General features: G+C 61.9%; 18 protein-coding genes and 1 pseudogene. 8 read left to right on the top strand and 11 right to left on the bottom strand.

Annotated features, from left to right (window positions below):
• Positions 1-5: 5 nt before the first annotated feature.
• Positions 6-284: a BufA1 family periplasmic bufferin-type metallophore gene (locus tag NEI07_RS17700; RefSeq protein ID WP_256036406.1), complete on the bottom strand. Its 279-nt coding sequence runs from the start codon at positions 282-284 to the stop codon at positions 6-8.
• Between the two features lie 277 nt (positions 285-561).
• On the opposite strand from NEI07_RS17700, the gene NEI07_RS17695 reads away from it, so the two are divergent.
• Positions 562-1,137, top strand: a complete 576-nt coding sequence (locus NEI07_RS17695) for a sigma-70 family RNA polymerase sigma factor (RefSeq protein ID WP_256036405.1) — start codon at positions 562-564, stop codon at positions 1,135-1,137.
• Positions 1,138-1,141: 4 nt separating this feature from the next.
• Positions 1,142-1,825, top strand: coding sequence for an NrsF family protein (locus NEI07_RS17690; protein ID WP_256036404.1), 684 nt, complete (start codon positions 1,142-1,144; stop codon positions 1,823-1,825).
• Positions 1,826-1,898: 73 nt separating this feature from the next.
• Here NEI07_RS17690 and bufA2 read toward each other — a convergent pair whose 3' ends face one another.
• A complete protein-coding gene (gene bufA2 / locus NEI07_RS17685) occupies positions 1,899-2,165 on the bottom strand; it encodes a BufA2 family periplasmic bufferin-type metallophore (protein WP_256036402.1) in 267 nt (88 codons plus the stop codon).
• 243 nt (positions 2,166-2,408) lie between these two features.
• Positions 2,409-2,744: a GYD domain-containing protein gene (locus tag NEI07_RS17680; protein ID WP_256036400.1), complete on the bottom strand. Its 336-nt coding sequence runs from the start codon at positions 2,742-2,744 to the stop codon at positions 2,409-2,411.
• A gap of 182 nt (positions 2,745-2,926) precedes the next feature.
• On the opposite strand from NEI07_RS17680, the gene NEI07_RS17675 reads away from it, so the two are divergent.
• A complete protein-coding gene (locus tag NEI07_RS17675; protein ID WP_256036398.1) occupies positions 2,927-4,123 on the top strand; it encodes an efflux RND transporter periplasmic adaptor subunit in 1,197 nt (398 codons plus the stop codon).
• Between the two features lie 20 nt (positions 4,124-4,143).
• Complete coding sequence (locus NEI07_RS17670) at positions 4,144-7,425, top strand: efflux RND transporter permease subunit (RefSeq protein ID WP_256036395.1); 3,282 nt, start codon at positions 4,144-4,146, stop codon at positions 7,423-7,425.
• Between the two features lie 38 nt (positions 7,426-7,463).
• Here the strand turns inward: NEI07_RS17670 and NEI07_RS17665 are convergent, their stop codons facing one another.
• From NEI07_RS17665 to NEI07_RS17645, 5 genes are all read right to left on the bottom strand, one after another.
• A complete protein-coding gene (locus NEI07_RS17665) occupies positions 7,464-7,709 on the bottom strand; it encodes a hypothetical protein (RefSeq protein WP_256036392.1) in 246 nt (81 codons plus the stop codon).
• 99 nt (positions 7,710-7,808) lie between these two features.
• A complete protein-coding gene (locus NEI07_RS17660) occupies positions 7,809-8,111 on the bottom strand; it encodes a (2Fe-2S) ferredoxin domain-containing protein (protein WP_256036391.1) in 303 nt (100 codons plus the stop codon).
• A gap of 8 nt (positions 8,112-8,119) precedes the next feature.
• On the bottom strand, positions 8,120-9,382 hold the full coding sequence (locus tag NEI07_RS17655) for a serine hydroxymethyltransferase (RefSeq protein WP_256036389.1): 1,263 nt from the start codon (positions 9,380-9,382) through the stop codon (positions 8,120-8,122).
• A 24-nt stretch (positions 9,383-9,406) separates the two neighbouring features.
• On the bottom strand, positions 9,407-9,679 hold the full coding sequence (locus NEI07_RS17650; protein ID WP_407659934.1) for a type II toxin-antitoxin system RelE/ParE family toxin: 273 nt from the start codon (positions 9,677-9,679) through the stop codon (positions 9,407-9,409).
• Positions 9,676-9,936 carry a type II toxin-antitoxin system ParD family antitoxin gene (locus tag NEI07_RS17645; protein ID WP_256036388.1) on the bottom strand — a complete coding sequence of 87 codons (261 nt, stop codon included), beginning with the start codon at positions 9,934-9,936 and terminating at the stop codon, positions 9,676-9,678. The genes NEI07_RS17650 and NEI07_RS17645 overlap by 4 nt, the downstream gene beginning before the upstream one ends.
• A gap of 231 nt (positions 9,937-10,167) precedes the next feature.
• On the opposite strand from NEI07_RS17645, the gene NEI07_RS17640 reads away from it, so the two are divergent.
• The 3 genes from NEI07_RS17640 to NEI07_RS17630 are packed head-to-tail and all read left to right on the top strand — an operon-like array spanning position 10,168 to position 11,257.
• A complete protein-coding gene (locus tag NEI07_RS17640) occupies positions 10,168-10,440 on the top strand; it encodes a ribbon-helix-helix domain-containing protein (protein WP_256036386.1) in 273 nt (90 codons plus the stop codon).
• Positions 10,437-10,682, top strand: coding sequence for a hypothetical protein (locus tag NEI07_RS17635; protein ID WP_256036383.1), 246 nt, complete (start codon positions 10,437-10,439; stop codon positions 10,680-10,682). Before NEI07_RS17640 ends, NEI07_RS17635 begins: the two co-directional genes overlap by 4 nt.
• Positions 10,679-11,257, top strand: a complete 579-nt coding sequence (locus NEI07_RS17630; protein ID WP_256036380.1) for a hypothetical protein — start codon at positions 10,679-10,681, stop codon at positions 11,255-11,257. Before NEI07_RS17635 ends, NEI07_RS17630 begins: the two co-directional genes overlap by 4 nt.
• 41 nt (positions 11,258-11,298) lie before the next feature.
• On the opposite strand, the gene gyrB is transcribed toward NEI07_RS17630, so the two are convergent.
• Positions 11,299-13,743 carry a DNA topoisomerase (ATP-hydrolyzing) subunit B gene (gene gyrB / locus NEI07_RS17625; RefSeq protein WP_256036378.1) on the bottom strand — a complete coding sequence of 815 codons (2,445 nt, stop codon included), beginning with the start codon at positions 13,741-13,743 and terminating at the stop codon, positions 11,299-11,301.
• Between the two features lie 179 nt (positions 13,744-13,922).
• A complete protein-coding gene (gene recQ / locus NEI07_RS17620) occupies positions 13,923-15,761 on the bottom strand; it encodes a DNA helicase RecQ (RefSeq protein ID WP_256036376.1) in 1,839 nt (612 codons plus the stop codon).
• Between the two features lie 326 nt (positions 15,762-16,087).
• On the opposite strand from recQ, the gene NEI07_RS17615 reads away from it, so the two are divergent.
• Entirely contained in the window at positions 16,088-16,456 is a 369-nt protein-coding gene (locus NEI07_RS17615) for a hypothetical protein (protein WP_256036374.1), read from the top strand.
• Positions 16,457-16,472: 16 nt separating this feature from the next.
• Here the strand turns inward: NEI07_RS17615 and NEI07_RS17610 are convergent.
• A pseudogene (locus NEI07_RS17610) lies at positions 16,473-17,029 on the bottom strand (DNA replication/repair protein RecF); the annotation flags it as partial.

The following is a 17,029-nucleotide window of genomic DNA, read 5'->3' as shown; positions in this document are numbered from 1 at the left end:
GGGCCTCAGTGCGAAATCGGCTCGAGGCTGCCCTTGCCCTTGGGCGTCACGATCGACGTGCACGTGCCCTTGGGAACATATTTCCATGCGTCGCCTTGATAATTGGTCTTTGACGTTCCCGCGCAGCTGGTTCCCGGTCCCGCGGCGCAATCATTCTTGCCCTTCAACGAAACGCCAAAGCACTTTTCCTGGTCGGCCGCGGCCTTCGCCGTTTCCGCCAGAGCGACGGCCGTCGCGAAGGCGCCCGCGATCGCAAAGGCGGCGCAAATTTTCTTGTCTGACATTCTGATCTCCCTCTGCTTGCGTCCGGTTCATTCAAAAACGGCAATCGGTTGGAATCCGAGCTATTCGGTGCGTTAATCGAGACGACCGTTCGCCGTCTCAAGGGTCAATTTCGTCGCGACGGCGTCAAAGGTTACAGTCTGCGTTCCTCTGCACAAGCAAGTTCGGTGAGATGGCGCGCCGGCGCTCAATCGATTAAGACTATCACTCCCCGCTCCAGCGCAGAGTCGATATCGGCCTTTGGAAGCGGCGGAGCGGCAACTCAGATTCGCAGTGGACATGAGCGAATTGAGCGATACGTCGAACGACCGGGAAAGCCGCTGGCGCGCGCTGATGGCGTCGGCGCAGGACGGCGATCATGCCGCGTATCGCGAGCTCTTGTCCGATCTCTTTCCCGTTTTGCGCCGGTTCGTCCTGCGAAAATGGCCGAACGCGCATGACACGGAGGATGTGGTTCAGGAAATCCTGGTGTCCATTCATACGGTGCGCCAGACCTATGATCGCCGACGTCCGTTTACGCCCTGGCTGATGACCATCGCGGCGCGGCGCGTCGCCGACGCCGCGCGAAGTCGTTACGCACGGGGCGCCAACGAAACGACGGTCGATATTTTGCCTGAAACCTTTGACGGCGACGGCGCGAAATCCGAACAAGAGACGAGGGACGATCGCGAGGCCCTTCGTAGGGCCATGGCGATCCTGCCGGCTGGCCAGCGCCAAGCGATTGAACTGATCAAGATTCAAGGTCTTTCGCTGGACGAAGCGTCTCAGGTCACGGGGAAGAGCATCGGTTCGCTGAAAGTCGGAATTCATAGAGCCATCAAAGCGATGCGGCAGGCCCTGGAGCGGAATGGCTAGGCGAATGTTGAACCAAGACCTGATCGAAGCCCTGACCGATAATTGCGCGCCGATACGCCCGCTCCCGCATCCTGCGTGGCGCGCGCTGGTTTGGTTCGCGGTGTCGCTTTGTTATGTCGCGATCGTGGTGGCGGCGATGGGGGTGAGGCCCGATTTTGTCGCCAAGATCTCCGACCCGCAGTTTGCGACGGAATTGGCCGCGGCGTTCCTGACGAGCGTCGTCGCCGCAGCGGGCGCTTTCAGCGCAGGCTGTCCGGCGCGCCCAGCCTGGGAGCGGTTCGCCGCCGGATTTTTCTTATTGATCTGGATGGGCGCCTTCGCCGTTGGATGCTGGAGGGACGTCGACGCCTATGGCGTGTCAGGTCTCCTCTCGCATTCAGACATTTATTGCCTGCCCACCATTCTCGCCATCAGCATTCCGGCGGCGGCATTGATCCTTTCGATGGTCAAGCGCGGCGCGCCCATAGCGCCATTCGTGACGATTGGGCTTGCCGCGCTCGCCTCGACGGCCTTGGCGGAGGCGGCCTTACGGCTGTCCTTCAGACAGGATCCCGCCGTGTCGGTCTGCATCTGGCAGTTCGGTTCCGTCGTCCTGCTGACGGGAATCGCCTCGCTGTTCGGCCGGGCGCTCTTGCACTGGACGAGGCGCGACGCGTTGATCGCCTCTTTTCAAGCGCATCGCCGCTAATCTTACGCTCCAGGAATTTGGAAAGCGGCGCGGAACGGATGAAGAAAGCGCATCCCTCCGCGCCGCGTCTGGCTTACATCTCTGCGACCTTGCCGCCCTTCGCCTCGCAAGCCGCTGCTGATTTTTCGGGCAGCCACCCCTGACCCTTGCATGAGTTCATGCCCTTGCAGGAGTTGTTCGCGGTCTTGCAGGCGCTCGTGCCCTTGCATGAATTGATTCCGGCGCAATGGACAGACTTGCTCATTTTTTTGGCGAGCGCCGGCGCCGGCGCCGCGCCGCTAAGAACCAGAGCCATCGCCGCGGCGGCCATTGAGGCGCCCGAAACGATTTTGACGTTCATTTCCCTTCTCCTTGAAAATTTGCTCGCAGCACGAGCGTTCCAGGTTCGTGGGGAACCTGACGACGCTATTCGTCGCGGCTACGAATAAGGTTACAGCCGTATCTCCCCGAGGGACGGGAGTCGTTCCTGACTGCTCCTTTTGCGGTCGCGGAGCGACGCGCCACCGCGAGGCGTCTGGTGCTTGCGAACAAGTCGACCTGCTCAGCGCCTATTGATTCGCGGAAAGCGCATGAATCCGGAATCCTACGCCGCACTTTTAGGCGTCATGCTTGGGGCCGTGGCCGCCTGCAGGAGCATCGCGCTCGTCTCGTCAGCCGAGAACACTCTGGTGAGGCGATTGCGGCTCAGATGTCCTGCGGCGACGTCCGCGATCTCAATAGCCGCGGCGGTCGTTTCATCGGGCGCTTCGAAGAGCGCAAATCCGTCATATTCTGCGCCAGGCGTGTAATATAATCCGATGAGGCGGCCGCCGAAGTGCCTGAGAAGCGCATCTGAAGCCGCGGCGCGATCCTGGGGCGCCTTAATGAAGGTGGCCCAAGCGGCAGGAGAATAGGCAAACTGCGCCAGGAACAAGGGCATGTTGTTAGCTCCTCTGTCCGGAGGCGGCAGTTTGCGCGTTTCGGCAAAGCTTCGCAATGCTGAGCGGGCGAGGCGCGGCACAGTGCGGTTTGCCTTCTCTTAGCGCTGCCCTTACGTCGTGCCAGCGTTATGCGTCGGTCAAGAATGGCCGGTTCAATACGACCGTCAAAACCGGAGGTGAGATGCTGTTGACTTTTGTGGCGGCGCGCGGCGGCGATGGTCACGGGAGAGTCGCAGGCGCATTGTTTAAAACGCTCGCGGCGTTGGTGTTTCTCGCCCCATCAGCGGTGGCGCGCGCAGAGGGTCCGGCCCCCGAAGTGGTGGTCTCCCGCCCGCTCGCCAAGACCATTCCGCGCTGGGACGAATACACGGGTCGTTTCGAGGCCATAAAGCAGGTCGAGGTGCGCGCCCGCGTCTCCGGCGCTCTGGAGAAAATCAATTTCACCGATGGGCAGTTCGTCAAAGTCGGCGACGTCCTCTTCGTCATCGATCAGCGGCCGTATCAGATCGCGGTCGACAGCGCGCGCGCGGAACTCACCCGGGCGCAGGCGCAAGCCGTGGCGTCAACCCGCGATTATGCCCGCGCCCAGGAGATGACGCAGGGCCGCACCATCACGGCGCGCGACGTCGATCAGCGCAAAGCGAGCAATGATATCGCCAAGGCGCAGGTCTTGAGCGCCGAAGCCGCGCTTCGCAACGCGGAGCTCAATCTGGAGTGGACGCAGGTCCGCGCGCCGATCGCCGGGCGCGTGTCGGACCGTCGCGTCGATACTGGCAATCTCGTTCAAGGCGGACAGGCGGATGCGACTTTGCTCACGACGATCGTGACGCTCGATCCCATTCACTTCATCTTCGACGCCTCCGAGGCCGACTACATTCGCTATGCGCGCTCAGCGGAGCGCCAGAAAGAAACCTCGCGCGAGTTCAAAAATCGCGTTTCCGTGCGGCTTGCTGACGAAACGGAGTGGACCCGCAGCGGCGTCATGGACTTCATGGACAATCAGCTCAATCGCCGCTCCGGCACGATCCGTGGCCGGGCGGTCTTCGACAATAAGGACTATTTTCTAACGCCCGGCACATTCGGTCGCCTGCGCCTGTTTGGCGGCGACGTCTCGGCGCTGCTCATTCCCGACGCGGCCGTTGTTTCCGATCAGACGAGCAAGACCGTGCTTGTCGTGTCGGACGACAACAAGGTCATCGCCAAATCTGTGAGTCTTGGCCCCATCCACAATGGTCTGCGCGTGATCCAATCCGGCCTCGACGCGAAGGATCGGATCGTGATCGGCGGGCTCGCAAATCCGATGGTTCGATCCGGCGCGACCGTTCAACCCAAGGAAGGCGAGATCAAGGAAGCGCCTGTCGCGGTCAGCGATCGCTAGACGTCGAAATCAGGAACGCTATGCGCATTTCGCACTTCTTCATCGAGCGGCCGATCTTTGCGGCGGTGCTTTCCGTGCTTCTGACGCTTGCGGGAGCAATCGCGCAAGGCGCGCTTCCCGTCTCCGAATATCCGGAAATCGCGCCGCCGACAGTGAATATCAGCGCAACCTATCCCGGCGCGTCGGCGGACGTGATCGCCGAGACCGTGGCCTCGCCCATCGAGCAGGAAGTCAACGGCGTCGACGACATGCTCTACATCACGTCGCAATCGACAGGCGACGGACGCGTGTCGATCGACGTCGTGTTCAAGCCGGGCGTCAACATCGATCTCGCGCAGGTGCTCGTTCAGAACCGCGTCGCCATCGCCAATCCGCGGTTGCCGGAGGAGGTGACGCGCTTCGGCGTCGTGGTGAAAAAGGCCTCGCCGGATCTGATGATGGTCGTCCATCTGCTGTCGCCCGACGGCTCGCGCGACCAGCAATATATTTCAAATTACGCGACGCTTTACGTGAAGGACGCCATCGCCCGAATCGAGGGGGTGGGCGACGCGCGCCTGTTTGGCGCGAGAGACTATTCGATGCGCGTCTGGCTCGATCCGGCGAAAGTCGAGGCGCGCGATCTGACGGCGGGCGACGTCATCGCCGCGCTGCGCGGCGCCAATCTGCAAGTCGCTGCGGGCGCGGTCAATCAGCCGCCAGCGGCCTCGGCGGGCGCCTTCCAGCTTTCGGTGCAGACTCTGGGACGGCTTAGCACGCCGGAGCAATTCGGCGACATCGTCATCCGCGCCGACGCCGACGGGCAAATTTATCTGCGCGACATCGCGCGCATCGAATTCGGCGCGCAGGACTATACGCTCAACGCCTATCTCAATCACGACGTTGCGACCGCGCTCGGCATCTTTCAGCGCCCCGGCTCGAACGCCTTGCAGACGGCCGAAGCCGTCAAGCAGGAGATGGAGCGGCTCAAGAAGAATTTCCCTGCCGGCGTCGATTACGCGGTCGTCTATAATCCCACTGAATTCATCCAACAGTCGGTGGATGAGGTCGTCCATACACTGCTCGAGGCGATCGTCCTCGTTGTTCTTGTCGTCATCCTGTTCCTGCAGACGTGGCGCGCGGCGATCATTCCCGTGGCGGCGATCCCGGTGTCGCTGATCGGCAGCTTCGCCGTGATGAAGGCCGCCGGCCTCAGCTTCAACACGCTCTCGCTCTTCGGCCTGGTGCTCGCCATCGGCATCGTCGTCGACGACGCGATTGTCGTCGTGGAGAATGTCGAGCGCTATCTCGCGCAAGGGCTTTCGCCCAAGGAAGCCGCGCACAAGACGATGGATGAAGTCGGCGGGGCGCTGATCGCGATTGCGCTCGTGCTCTGCGGCGTGTTCATCCCCACCGCCTTCATCAGCGGCTTGCAGGGCGCCTTCTATAAGCAATTCGCCATCACCATCGCGAGCGCCACGCTGATCTCAGCCTTTGTTTCGCTGACGCTGTCGCCGGCGCTGGCGGCCGTGTTGTTGAAGCCGCATGACGTCGAGGAGGAGGAGAAGACTCATCGGCTGAGCTGGGCGCATGCGCCGCTGCGTCGCTTCTTCGACGCCTTCAACGCCGCGTTCGACAGAGTGTCGACGGCATATGGCGCGGCGACAGGCCGTCTCGTGCGGCTTGGCGTCGTCATGCTCGCCGTCTATGCGATCCTCATCTTTTTCGCCTTCGATCTGCTGCGTCGAACGCCGACCGGCCTCATTCCGCAACTCGATCGCGGCTATGTGATCGCCGCTTTCCAATTGCCGCCCGGGGCGACGCTCGATCGCACGGATAAGGTCATGCGCGCGGCGACCGACATCATTTTGAAACGTGCGGGCGTCAAGGACGATGTCGTTTTCACCGGCTTCGATGGCGCGACATTCACCAATGCGCCGAACACCGGCGTGATCTTCGTCACGCTGGAAGCCTTCGACGAACGTGCAAAGAAGGGGCTGTCGTCCGCGCAGATTCAAGCCGACCTTTACGGCCAATTGTCCAAGCTGAACGACGCCTTCGTCTTCGTGCTGGCGCCGGCTTCGGTTCCCGGAATCGGCACCGGCGGCGGCCTTAAGGGCTATGTGCAGGATCGCGCCGGGCGCGGACTTCCCGCGCTCGAAAATGCGACGTGGACGCTCGCCGGCGCGGCTGGACAGTCGGGAGAATTCACGCAGGCGTTCACGCTGTTCAACACGCGCACGCCGCAAATCTTCGCCGACGTCGATCGCACCAAGGCCGAACTCATCGGCGTGCCGATCTCGCGCGTTTTCGAGACGCTCTCGGTCTATCTTGGCTCGACCTTCGTCAACGACTTCAATGTCCTTGGACGCACCTACCGCGTCATGGCGCAGGCGGATGATCCCTTTCGCCTGACGCTGCGCGACATCGCCAATCTGAAGACCCGCAGCGCCTCGGGCGCGATGGCGCCGATCGGCGCGGTGGCCACCTTCCGCGACACGACGGGCGCGTTCCGCGTGCCGCGCTACAATCTCTATCCGGCCGCCGAGATGCAGCTCAATCTGGCGCGGGGCGTCTCCTCCGGCCAGGGCATCGCGGCGGTCGAGAAGCTCGCGGCGGAGAGGCTGCCGCAAGGGTTCGGATTCGAATGGACCGAAATCGCGCTGCAGGAGAAGCTTGCCGGACACACCGCCGTCATCGCGTTTGGCCTTGCGGTGGTTTTCGTCTTTCTGCTGCTCGCTGCGCTCTATGAGAGCCTGCTCCTGCCGGTTTCGGTGATCCTCATCGTGCCGATGTGCATTCTCGCGGCGATGCTCGGGGTCGTCTCAAGAGGGCTCGATCGCAACATATTGGTCGAGATTGGTCTGGTTGTGCTGATCGGCCTCGCGGCGAAGAACGCCATCCTCATCGTCGAATTCGCCAAGCAGGCGGAAGACGCCGGCCAATCCAAATTCGACGCCGCCGTCACCGCCGCCCGCACGCGTCTTAGGCCCATTCTGATGACGTCGCTGGCGTTCATTCTCGGCGTGCTGCCGCTCGCCGTCGCGCAGGGCGCAGGCGCCGAAATGCGTCAGTCGATCGGCACGGCGGTGTTTTTCGGCATGCTCGGCGTGACGCTGTTCGGCCTCGCGTTCACGCCGACCTTTTACGTGGTCGTGCGGATTTTCGCGCGGTATTTCCAATCGGGGAGCGCCCGCGAGTCCACGCCCGTGGCTGCAAGGCCGGACGGAAGTTTCGCGCAAGAGATCGGCTTGCACGAAGCAAAAAAGATTGATTTGGGCCGAGCCAAGACATGGCTCGACGACCTTCGGCGCAGGCTTCAATAATCAGGCGCGGGGACGAACGGACGCGCCTGAACGCAGACTTACTGGAAGTGGTCTTCGCGCAGCTTCGTGCTCTGCGTCGGGCCGAATTCACGGCGGCAGGCGGGGCTCAGTCGCGCCACATTCTCGCTCAGGCAGGATTCGATCTCTTCGACGAAAGGAATGTCGGAGCTGCAGAATCTCAACGCGTCGCCCATGCAGTCGGAGCGTTCCTGCGACGTGCCCTGAGCCGAAGCGGGGGTCGCGGCGAACGCCAGGAGAAGCAAAAACGGAATGAGTTTACGCATGTCGTTCCTTTCACACCTATGCGTCCCAGTAATGCGCAGAATTTAGCGTAGAACCGTTCCTTTCGAAAAGCAAAGGGCGCTGAACTAAGCTTCTTTTGGTTAATCATGACTTCGCGGCGGCGCGCGGACTTGCTCGGCGAGAGCGGCGCGGGCGAGACGCAAAAGTTCGTCGAGTGAGGGATTGGACAGGGCGTCGCCTGACGGTTCGAAACGCACGACAGGATCGCGCGTGCAGAGCCGCAGACAGTCGCGCGTCGCAATGGCGAGACGGCCGGAAGCCAGCTCCAGAGAAAAGTCCTGCGCAAAAGACGTCTCGACCGACGCGAGCAGCGTGCGGCCTTTCCCTTCGGCGTCGCAGCGCGGGCCGACGCAGACGAGAAGACGAACGGAGACGGCGTTCACGGCGGCGCTCAATAGATTGGGTGTTGCGCGCAGAGCGCCGCGACGTCATTGCGGACAGCGTCGATCAACGCGTCATCCTTCGGATTTTTCAGCACGCGATCGATCCATCGCGCAATCGCTTCGAATTCGGCGACGCCGAACCCGCGCGTGGTTCCGGCATTGCTCGAAAGGCGTAGACCCGACGGCGCCTCCGGCGGACGCGGATCGAAGGGGATCATATTCTTGTTGACGGCGAGGCCGGCGTGCTCCAGCGCCTTGGCGGCGACATCGCCAGTCAAACCGCGCGCGGCAAGATCGACGAGCATCAGTCCCATATCCGTGCCGCCGGTGACGATGCGCAGGCCGGCGTCTGCAAGAACGCGCGCAAGCGCCCGTGCATTGTCGATCACCGCGCGGTTGTAGGCCGTAAATTCCGGCCGCAAGGCTTCGCAAAGGCATGCCGCCTTGCCGGCGACGCCATGCAGCAGCACCGAGCCTTGCACGCCCGGGAATATGCCGGCGTTGATCCGGCCGCTCAGGCCCTCGTCGTTCCACAGAACCATGCCGCCGCGCGCGCCGCGCAGCGATTTGTATGTCGTCGTCGTCACGACATGCGCATGGGGGAGGGGATCGGGATAGAGGCCGGTCGCGACAAGGCCGGCGAAATGCGCCATGTCGACGAGGAGATAGGCGCCGACCTCATCGGCGATCGCGCGCATCGAAGCAAAATCGATGGCCCGCGCATAGGCGGAGCCGCCGGCGATGATCATGCGCGGCCTTTCGCGCCGCGCGAGATCGTGCACCTCGTCAAGATCGATGCGCTCCGTCTCGCGGCTGACGCCATAGGAGATGATTTTATAGTCGCGCCCGGTCAGAGTCGCCTTATGGCCGTGGCTGATGTGGCCACCGGCGGCGACATTCATCGAGAGGATCGTATCGCCCAGTTTCAGAAGGCCAAGAAAGACGCCGGCGTTGGCGTTGGAGCCCGAATGCGGCTGCACATTGGCGAAGCGGCAGTTGAAGAGCTTTGTCGCCCGCTCGACGGCGAGCGCCTCGATGGCGTCGGCGAATTGGGCGCCGCCATAATAGCGCGCAAAGGGCAGGCCCTCGACGGTCTTGTTGGTGAGGATCGAGCCCTGTGCCTCTAGGACGAGCCGCGAGACGATATTTTCGGAGGCGATCAGTTCGATGCAGTCCTGCTGCCGCCGCAACTCGCCGGCGATGGCCGAGGCGAGCTCTGGATCGGCGGAGAGGCCAAGATTCAAATGGTGGGCGCGATGGGCTGTCGTCATCAATCTCGCGGGAACAATATGGACTCATAGTCCTGGGCGCCATGCAAAATATGCAATTTCGACCTCTTCCGCGCCGACGCGGTAGAATATGAGATAATCGCCATGCGTCATCCGACGAACGCCAATATGCTCATAACGAGGCGCGAGCGGGAAGCGTTTCGGGAATTCGGCGAGCGCTTCGCAATGACGGCGCAGGCTGATCATGAAATTGACGGCCGTAACTGGACTATCCTTGGCGATGTAATCGCCGATGCGTTCGAGGTCGGCTTCGGCGTCCGCCGCGAAGACGACAATCATCGTGTCTTTGATTTTTTCATATGCTGGTATTTTGCGGTGAGGCGGTCGAACACGACATCGGCCGGCGTCACGCGTCCCGCCTCGACGCCGGCGATCCCGCGCTCGATGGCGGCGTCAAGCGCGGCGAGCTTGCGCTCGCGCTCCTCGACGAGGCGAACGCCTTCGCGGAGAACTTCGATTTTCGAGCCGTATCGGCCGGAAGCGACGAGCCGCTCGATGACTGCTTCGAGGTTGCCGAGCGAAAGATTTGCGGCCATGGCGATGCGCTCCAGGAGCTTTGCGCAATCATAATTGGCGCGCCGCGCCTTGCAAAGCCGTGGCTCCTCGGTCAAACGACGCGAAAACCGCGACGTGAGGTGCGACGTTCCGGCCGATCTGACGCTCGCAGCGTCGGCTCAATGGAGGCGGGCGCCCCCGGCGCTGGCGGCGCGCCTAGTTATGATCTATTATTAATAGATAAGAGTTTTTCCGAAAGATCGGAGGATGCGATGGCGACGGTGACGATTTCGCTTCCAGAGTCGCTCAAGAAATTCGTCGACGATCAACTGGCCGACAAGGGCTATGGAAACGTGAGCGAATATTTTCGCAGCCTGCTGCGCGAGGCGCAAGCAAAGGAACGCGACGCGCGGCTTGAGACGCTGTTGCTTGAAGGATTGGCGAGCGGCGAGGGCGTCCCCTTGTCGAAGGAGTTCTGGGCGCGATTGCGGAACGACGCCGTCGCTTCGGCCAAGGTGCGCGCGGGCCAAAAGAAGAAAGCATGAAGGCGTTCATTCAGCGGTCGGCGCGAGATGATATTTTCGGACGTGATGAGTTTGATGCGGTATTGCCTGCGCCGCAGCTCGTCACCGAAGCCAGTTCGGAATCGGAGGAGAGGCACTCTCTGTTGAATCATTGTCGACATCGATTCAAGGTGAGGCCAGACTCCGGTCATTACGAAAATTACGACTTGTCATTCGCCACCCCAATCAAGAAAGGATGGCCAACAACAGGAAATATGGGATGAACAGCACCAGGGAAGTTTATCTCAATGGCAAGCTAATCGGAGCAGTGCCGATGTCTGGTCATGACAAGCTGGACCAAGAACGTGTTGTCCAACTGCTCAAGGATAAAGGCCTCTATAGAGAGACGACCGCGATTCAAGCGATATATCGGCAGGCCATCTCCTTTGCGACGACGTCATCTTATCTTTATCATCGTGACCTGGTTAAGGTTCCGCGGAATGGTCTAAGCGTAGCCCCATTCGTTGTGAACAGTGCTTTCGCTATCGAGCTGTACATCAAGACACTCGGAAAAATCTTCAATACCCCGTTGCATGGACATGATCTTCTCGAACTCTTCGATGCACTGCCGGAAGAGGCTCACTCAGCGCTCCAACAACATTTTTCTAAAGCTCGCTGGCCCTCGGAGATCTCGACATTAGAAAATTATCGAAAGGCGATCGAACAAATGCGCAACGCATTTGTCGAGTGGCGCTATGTTCATGAAAATCAGGAGGCGAACGAGATACAAATTCCGCCTATGATTTTCGTAATGGAAGTGCTCCACGAAACATGCAATTCGTGTCAGGAATATAGTTGATCCGCACTTCGGATCATTGACATAAACTCCGATGCGCGCATTCACACATCCAAATTCGCCACGCTCAGCGCATTCTCCTGAATGAATTCGCGTCGCGGCTCCACGACATCGCCCATCAGCTTGACGAAAATGTCGTCCGCCTCCACGGCTTCCTTCACCCTCACCTGTAGGAGCGAACGCGCGTCGCGGTCGAGAGTCGTCTCCCAGAGCTGTTCGGCGTTCATCTCGCCAAGGCCTTTGTAGCGCTGAATCATCAGGCCCTTGCGGCCGATCGAGTTCATCGCGTCGTAAAGCGCGAGCGGCCCGGAGAGCGGCGCTTCGTCGCCGCGCCGGATCAGAGTCGCCGGCCCGGCAAAAACGTCGCGCAAGCATTCGGCGCGCTCATGCAGCTTGCGCGCCTCGCTGGAATTCAAGAGCGACGCGTCGAGCGTCACCGCATGCGTCACGCCGCGCAGCGTGCGCTTGAAGACATATTCGAGACTTTGGCCGCCGTCGCGCACCTCGCCCGACCAGCCGCGTTCGGTCTCCTCCGAAATCGCGTCGAGGCGCCGCGCGATTTCGTCGGCGTAGCGCTTCGCCGCCGCTTCGTCGGTCAGCGGCGTCAGATCGCCGGCCATCGCCGCCTGTTCGACGACAGCGCGGTCATAGCGCGAATGCAGGCTGAGCATCACATTGCGGAACGCGCGCGTATCTTCGAGCGTTTTATGCAGGTCGGCGCCGGCGCGATCTTCTGAGGCGGTGCGCAGCACGGCGCCGTCGAGCAGACTTTCAATCAGATAATCTTCAAGCGCGCGCTCATCTTTCAGATATTGCGTCGACTTGCCGCGCATCACCTTGTAGAGCGGCGCCTGGGCGATGAAGATATGTCCGCGTTCGATCAGCTCCGGCATCTGCCGATAGAAGAAGGTCAGGATCAATGTGCGGATATGGGCGCCGTCGACGTCGGCGTCCGTCATGATGATGACCTTGTGATAGCGCAGCTTGTCGACGTTGAACTCGTCGCGGCCGATGCCCGTGCCGAGCGCGGTGATCAGCGTGCCGATCTGTTCGGACGACAGCATCTTGTCGAAACGCGCGCGCTCGACATTGAGGATCTTGCCGCGCAGGGGCAGCACCGCCTGGAATTCGCGATTACGGCCCTGCTTGGCCGTGCCGCCGGCGGAGTCGCCCTCGACGATGAACAGTTCGGCCTTGGCCGGATCGCGCTCCTGGCAATCGGCAAGCTTGCCCGGAAGATTGGCGACGTCGAGCGCGCCCTTGCGGCGCGTCAGCTCGCGCGCCTTACGCGCCGCTTCGCGCGCCGCCGCCGCTTCGCATACTTTGGAAACGACGGTCTTGGCTTCGGCCGGATGTTCCTCCAGCCACTGGCCGAGCAATTCGTTGACGATGTTTTCGACGGCCGGACGCACTTCCGACGAGACGAGCTTGTCCTTCGTCTGCGAGGAGAATTTCGGGTCCGGCACTTTCACCGACAGAACGCAGGTCAATCCTTCACGGCAGTCATCGCCGGTGAGATCGACTTTCTCGCGCTTGGCGATGCCGGAGGATTCGGCGTAGCCGGTGATCTGGCGCGTCAGTCCGCCGCGAAATCCGGCAAGATGCGCGCCGCCGTCGCGCTGCGGAATGTTGTTGGTGAAGGCCAGCACATTTTCGTGGTAGCTGTCGTTCCACCAGAGCGCGACTTCGACGTTGATTTGATCGCGCTGGCCGTGAATGAGGATCGGCGCCGAGACAAGCGGCGTCTTCGCGCGGTCGAGATAGCGCACGAAAGCCTCGAGTCCGCCCTCGTAGTAAAGCTCTTCCCGCTTGACTTCCGCGTGTCGCGCGTCGGTCAAAACGATGCGCACGCCGGAATTCAGAAAGGCGAGTTCGCGAAGCCGATGCTCGATCGTCGCATAGTCGAACTCGGTCATCGTGAAGGTCGCGGGGGAGGGCAGGAAGGTCACCTCGGTGCCGCGCTTTGGCGCGCCGTCGACGACCGGCGCGTCGCCCACGACGACGAGCGGCGCGACCGCGTCGCCATTGGCGAACTCGATCGCGTGTTCCTTGCCGTCGCGCCAGACGCGCAGCTTCAACCACACGGAGAGGGCGTTGACCACGGAGACGCCGACGCCGTGCAGGCCGCCAGAAACCTTGTAGGAATTCTGGTCGAACTTTCCGCCGGCGTGCAGCTGCGTCATGATCACTTCGGCCGCCGAGACGCCTTCCTCGTGATGGATGTCGGTCGGAATGCCGCGGCCATTATCGCAGACCGTACAGGAGCCGTCTGCATTGAGCGTCACGTCGACATGGGTGGCGTGGCCGGCGAGCGCCTCGTCGATAGCGTTGTCGACGACCTCGTAGACCATATGGTGGAGGCCGGTGCCATCGTCCGTGTCGCCGATATACATGCCGGGACGCTTGCGCACGGCGTCGAGGCCACGCAGCACCCTGATGGACCCTGCGCCATATTCCGCCGGGTCGTTCCGTTCGGTTTCTTCGCTCATTTGACCTATTCGTCGGGGGGTCGAACGACCCTCGATTCGAGAAGGCCGATTTTACCCCGGAATGGTTGCAAAATGCACGGAAATAACTGCGCTTTCCGGCGGTTTCACCGCCTTTCCGCCGGGCGGCGGGCCAGCGCCGGCTTCCCGGCCAAGTTTATGCCTCAGCGCCGGGAAGAAAGCTAACGCAGGGCCTCCGCCAAGGCTTCGAGAAATGCGTCGCCGTAACGCGCGACTTTCCTCTCGCCGACGCCGTGCACCGCGAGCATCTCGTCGAGCGTCGCCGGCCGCTTTTCCGCCATGTCGATCAGCGTGCGATCGGCGAAGATGACATAGGCCGGCACGCCTTCCTCCTGCGCAAGTTCGCGCCGCTTTCGCTTGAGGGCCGCGAGAATGCCATCCGTCGTCTCGTCGAGGCCGGCGGCGGCTTTTTTGCGGCGGTCGCTGCGCGTCAGCGGATCGCCGCGCAGCATGATCGTCTCGCGGCCGAAGAGAATCTTCTCGCCTTTCTCCGTCAGCGCGAAACCGCCCATAGGGCGTCCGTAAGGACGCCCGTCTCTCGACGGGCTATGTTCCGCGCTTGCAGTTCGCAGCGCGCCGGCGGCGAAGAGCTGACGCATGATCGACGACCACTGCGATTTGGAAAATTCCTTTCCGACGCCGAAAGTCTTGATCGCGTCATGCCCATGCCGGCGCACGGCGTCGGTCGCTTCGCCTCTCAACACGTCTGCGATATGTCCGGCGCCGAAGCGCTGGCCGGTGCGATAGATGGCGGAGAGCGCCTTTTGCGTCGGGATGACGCCGTCGAAAACCGCGACCTTGCCCTGGCACACGTCGCAGCATCCGCAAGGCGCAGCTTCTTCCGCGAAATAGGCGAGCAGCGTCTGGCGCCGGCAGCGCGGCGTCTCGCACAGCATGGCCAGCGCGGAGAAGCGATCGTGCTCGATGCGGCGGCGCTCCTCGCTCACGTCCTTTTCGTCGATACGCCGGCGGAGGAAGGCCATGTCGTCGAGCGAATAGAGCGTCAGCGTATCGGCCGGCAGCCCGTCGCGGCCCGCGCGCCCGATCTCCTGATAATAGCTCTCAACCGACGACGGCATGTCGGCATGCGCGACAAAGCGGACATCCGGTTTGTTGACGCCCATCCCGAAGGCGATGGTCGCGACGGCGATGACGGCGTCTTCACGCAGGAAACGGTCGCCATTGCGATTGCGCGCGGCCTGATCCATCCCCGCATGATAGGCGAGCGCGTCGTAACCTTGCTCCTGAAAGTAATATGCAAGGTCTTCGGTGCGCTTGCGCGACGAGCAATAGACGATGCCGCTTTCGCTTTTGTGTTTTTCGAGAAAATGCGAGAGCTGGCGTTTGGGCTGGTCCTTCAGAGCGAAATTAAGCGCGATGTTGGGCCGATCGAAACTGTGCAGGAAGAGCTGTGGCGGCGAGGAAAAAAGTCTCCTGGCGATGTCCTCGCGCGTCGCGGCGTCGGCCGTGGCAGTGAGGCCGATCGCCTGGATGCCCCCGAGCGCTTCGGCGGCGCGACCGATCTCGCGATATTCGGGACGGAAATCATGTCCCCATTCCGAAACGCAGTGGGCTTCGTCGATGGCGAGGCGTCGCGCCCCGGCGCGGCGCACATCGGCGATGAGTCCGTCCATCATCAGGCGCTCGGGCGAGACATAGAGCAGCCGCAACGCGCCGTCTCGCATCGCGCGGCGGGCTTCATCATTCTCTTCCGCGCCGTTCATGGAGTTGAGCGTCGCCGCCGCAATGCCGAGCGCCCGCATCTGCCGTACCTGATCGCGCATCAGCGCGATGAGCGGCGAGACGACCACCGTGAGCGCGCCTTCCATGATCGCGGGGAGCTGATAGCACATCGATTTGCCGCTGCCGGTCGGCATGACCGCGAGCACCGGCCCGCCATGGAGCACGGCGGCGATGATCTCGGCCTGACCGGGGCGGAAGTCGTCATAGCCGAAAACGGATTTGAGCAGGACGCGCGCCTGCGGGGGAAGCATGGCCATGGCGTCGGGATAGCATGGGAGAGGCCCTCGTGGCCGCGGGCCAGACGTTGTTTTCCCCAATGCTCATGCTTTTCCGGTTTTTGGGGAGGGCTGAGCGGCCTTAATTCGTAAGCGCATCTCTATCTTAATGCGAGGGGCTAATGCACGTATAAAGCTTCATTATAAAGTATTGATTTTAACCAAATGTTGGTCATCCTTAGATCGTGTCCGCGATATTTCCGCGCGATCGCTAACTTCGACGACAAGCCCTGCTGCCGCCGACTCCAATTGCATAGTTTAGAAAAGGCGTTCGCGCGCCACGCGGCGAAGGCGAGTGGAGCTGGAAAATGAATGCCAACGTGCAACTATTCGAACTCCCGGTGGCGGAAGAACCGGAACCCGGACAACCGGATCGCATCCGGCATGGTTGCGACTACGATTTCGACGGCTCGCGCATGAATTACTACTACAATTTTCTCAGTTACGCTTGGACAATCGCCAATGAAGAGGTTTACGCGCGGGCCTATCTGGATGCGCCTGAAGAGATTTCGATCTTCGTCCCTTATGAAAGACTCAAGGGAGACGTCGCATTCGCGCCCTTGCTGCGCTATTTGCAGCGGCGCTTCGTCAATATTAGGACGTTCGAGCGCGCCGGCGATGGGTATGTCCTGCGCTATCGTCTGCGTGGCGCTGCGGAACGCGAGTCGGCGGAATGAGCGCGCAGTACGGTCGCTAGGCCGTCGCCTGGAGCCGCTTCACTTTCCCCGGCGTCACCTGCATGATCTGCGCGCGTCCCTGCAATGACGCAAACAGCAGCGGGTCCGCGCCCGTCATCCATATCTGCCCGCCGAGCGTTTCAAGCTCCTGAAACAAGGCTTCGCGGCGCTTCACGTCGAAATGCGCGGCGACTTCGTCGAGCAGCACCAGCGGCGCCTGTCCGGTCATAGCGCCGACCAGCTTCGCATGCGCCAGGGTCAGCCCCATCAACAGGGCTTTCTGCTCGCCGGTCGAACAGGCCCGAGCCGCCTCGTTCTTTGGACCGTGACGCACGGCGAGGTCACTCGCCTGCGGACCGATTAACGTGCGTCCAGCGGCGGCGTCACGGCGCCGGGACGCGGCGAGTTCGCCGCGGTACCACTCCTCCACCGCGAGCGCGGGCTCCTCGGCGAGCCGGCGCTCCAACTCCCCTTCGATCGCCACGTCCGCCCAAGGAAAGGGCGACGCCTCGTCGCGTCCGGCGGCGATCAGCGCGACGAGCCTTGATACTGTCTCGCGCCGCGCCGCGGCCA

The organism is Methylocystis suflitae (assembly GCF_024448135.1).
Taxonomy (GTDB): Bacteria; Pseudomonadota; Alphaproteobacteria; order Rhizobiales; family Beijerinckiaceae; genus Methylocystis; species Methylocystis suflitae.
Note: the sequence above shows the minus strand (reverse complement) of the source record. Positions and strands in the feature narration are given on the sequence as shown.

Excerpts from the sequence above, each read along its gene's own strand:
- NEI07_RS17695 (WP_256036405.1), top strand. The coding sequence starts at position 562 with ATGAGCGAATTGAGCGATACGTCGAACGACCGGGAAAGCCGCTGGCGC.
- NEI07_RS17630 (WP_256036380.1), top strand. The coding sequence starts at position 10,679 with ATGAACAGCACCAGGGAAGTTTATCTCAATGGCAAGCTAATCGGAGCA.
- NEI07_RS17700 (WP_256036406.1), bottom strand. The coding sequence starts at position 284 with ATGTCAGACAAGAAAATTTGCGCCGCCTTTGCGATCGCGGGCGCCTTC.
- NEI07_RS17635 (WP_256036383.1), top strand. The coding sequence starts at position 10,437 with ATGAAGGCGTTCATTCAGCGGTCGGCGCGAGATGATATTTTCGGACGT.
- bufA2 (WP_256036402.1), bottom strand. The coding sequence starts at position 2,165 with ATGAACGTCAAAATCGTTTCGGGCGCCTCAATGGCCGCCGCGGCGATG.
- NEI07_RS17645 (WP_256036388.1), bottom strand. The coding sequence starts at position 9,936 with ATGGCCGCAAATCTTTCGCTCGGCAACCTCGAAGCAGTCATCGAGCGG.
- recQ (WP_256036376.1), bottom strand. The coding sequence starts at position 15,761 with ATGGCCATGCTTCCCCCGCAGGCGCGCGTCCTGCTCAAATCCGTTTTC.
- gyrB (WP_256036378.1), bottom strand. The coding sequence starts at position 13,743 with ATGAGCGAAGAAACCGAACGGAACGACCCGGCGGAATATGGCGCAGGG.
- NEI07_RS17640 (WP_256036386.1), top strand. The coding sequence starts at position 10,168 with ATGGCGACGGTGACGATTTCGCTTCCAGAGTCGCTCAAGAAATTCGTC.
- NEI07_RS17655 (WP_256036389.1), bottom strand. The coding sequence starts at position 9,382 with ATGACGACAGCCCATCGCGCCCACCATTTGAATCTTGGCCTCTCCGCC.
- NEI07_RS17680 (WP_256036400.1), bottom strand. The coding sequence starts at position 2,744 with ATGCCCTTGTTCCTGGCGCAGTTTGCCTATTCTCCTGCCGCTTGGGCC.
- NEI07_RS17690 (WP_256036404.1), top strand. The coding sequence starts at position 1,142 with ATGTTGAACCAAGACCTGATCGAAGCCCTGACCGATAATTGCGCGCCG.
- NEI07_RS17670 (WP_256036395.1), top strand. The coding sequence starts at position 4,144 with ATGCGCATTTCGCACTTCTTCATCGAGCGGCCGATCTTTGCGGCGGTG.
- NEI07_RS17650 (WP_407659934.1), bottom strand. The coding sequence starts at position 9,679 with ATGATTGTCGTCTTCGCGGCGGACGCCGAAGCCGACCTCGAACGCATC.
- NEI07_RS17675 (WP_256036398.1), top strand. The coding sequence starts at position 2,927 with ATGCTGTTGACTTTTGTGGCGGCGCGCGGCGGCGATGGTCACGGGAGA.
- NEI07_RS17615 (WP_256036374.1), top strand. The coding sequence starts at position 16,088 with ATGAATGCCAACGTGCAACTATTCGAACTCCCGGTGGCGGAAGAACCG.
- NEI07_RS17665 (WP_256036392.1), bottom strand. The coding sequence starts at position 7,709 with ATGCGTAAACTCATTCCGTTTTTGCTTCTCCTGGCGTTCGCCGCGACC.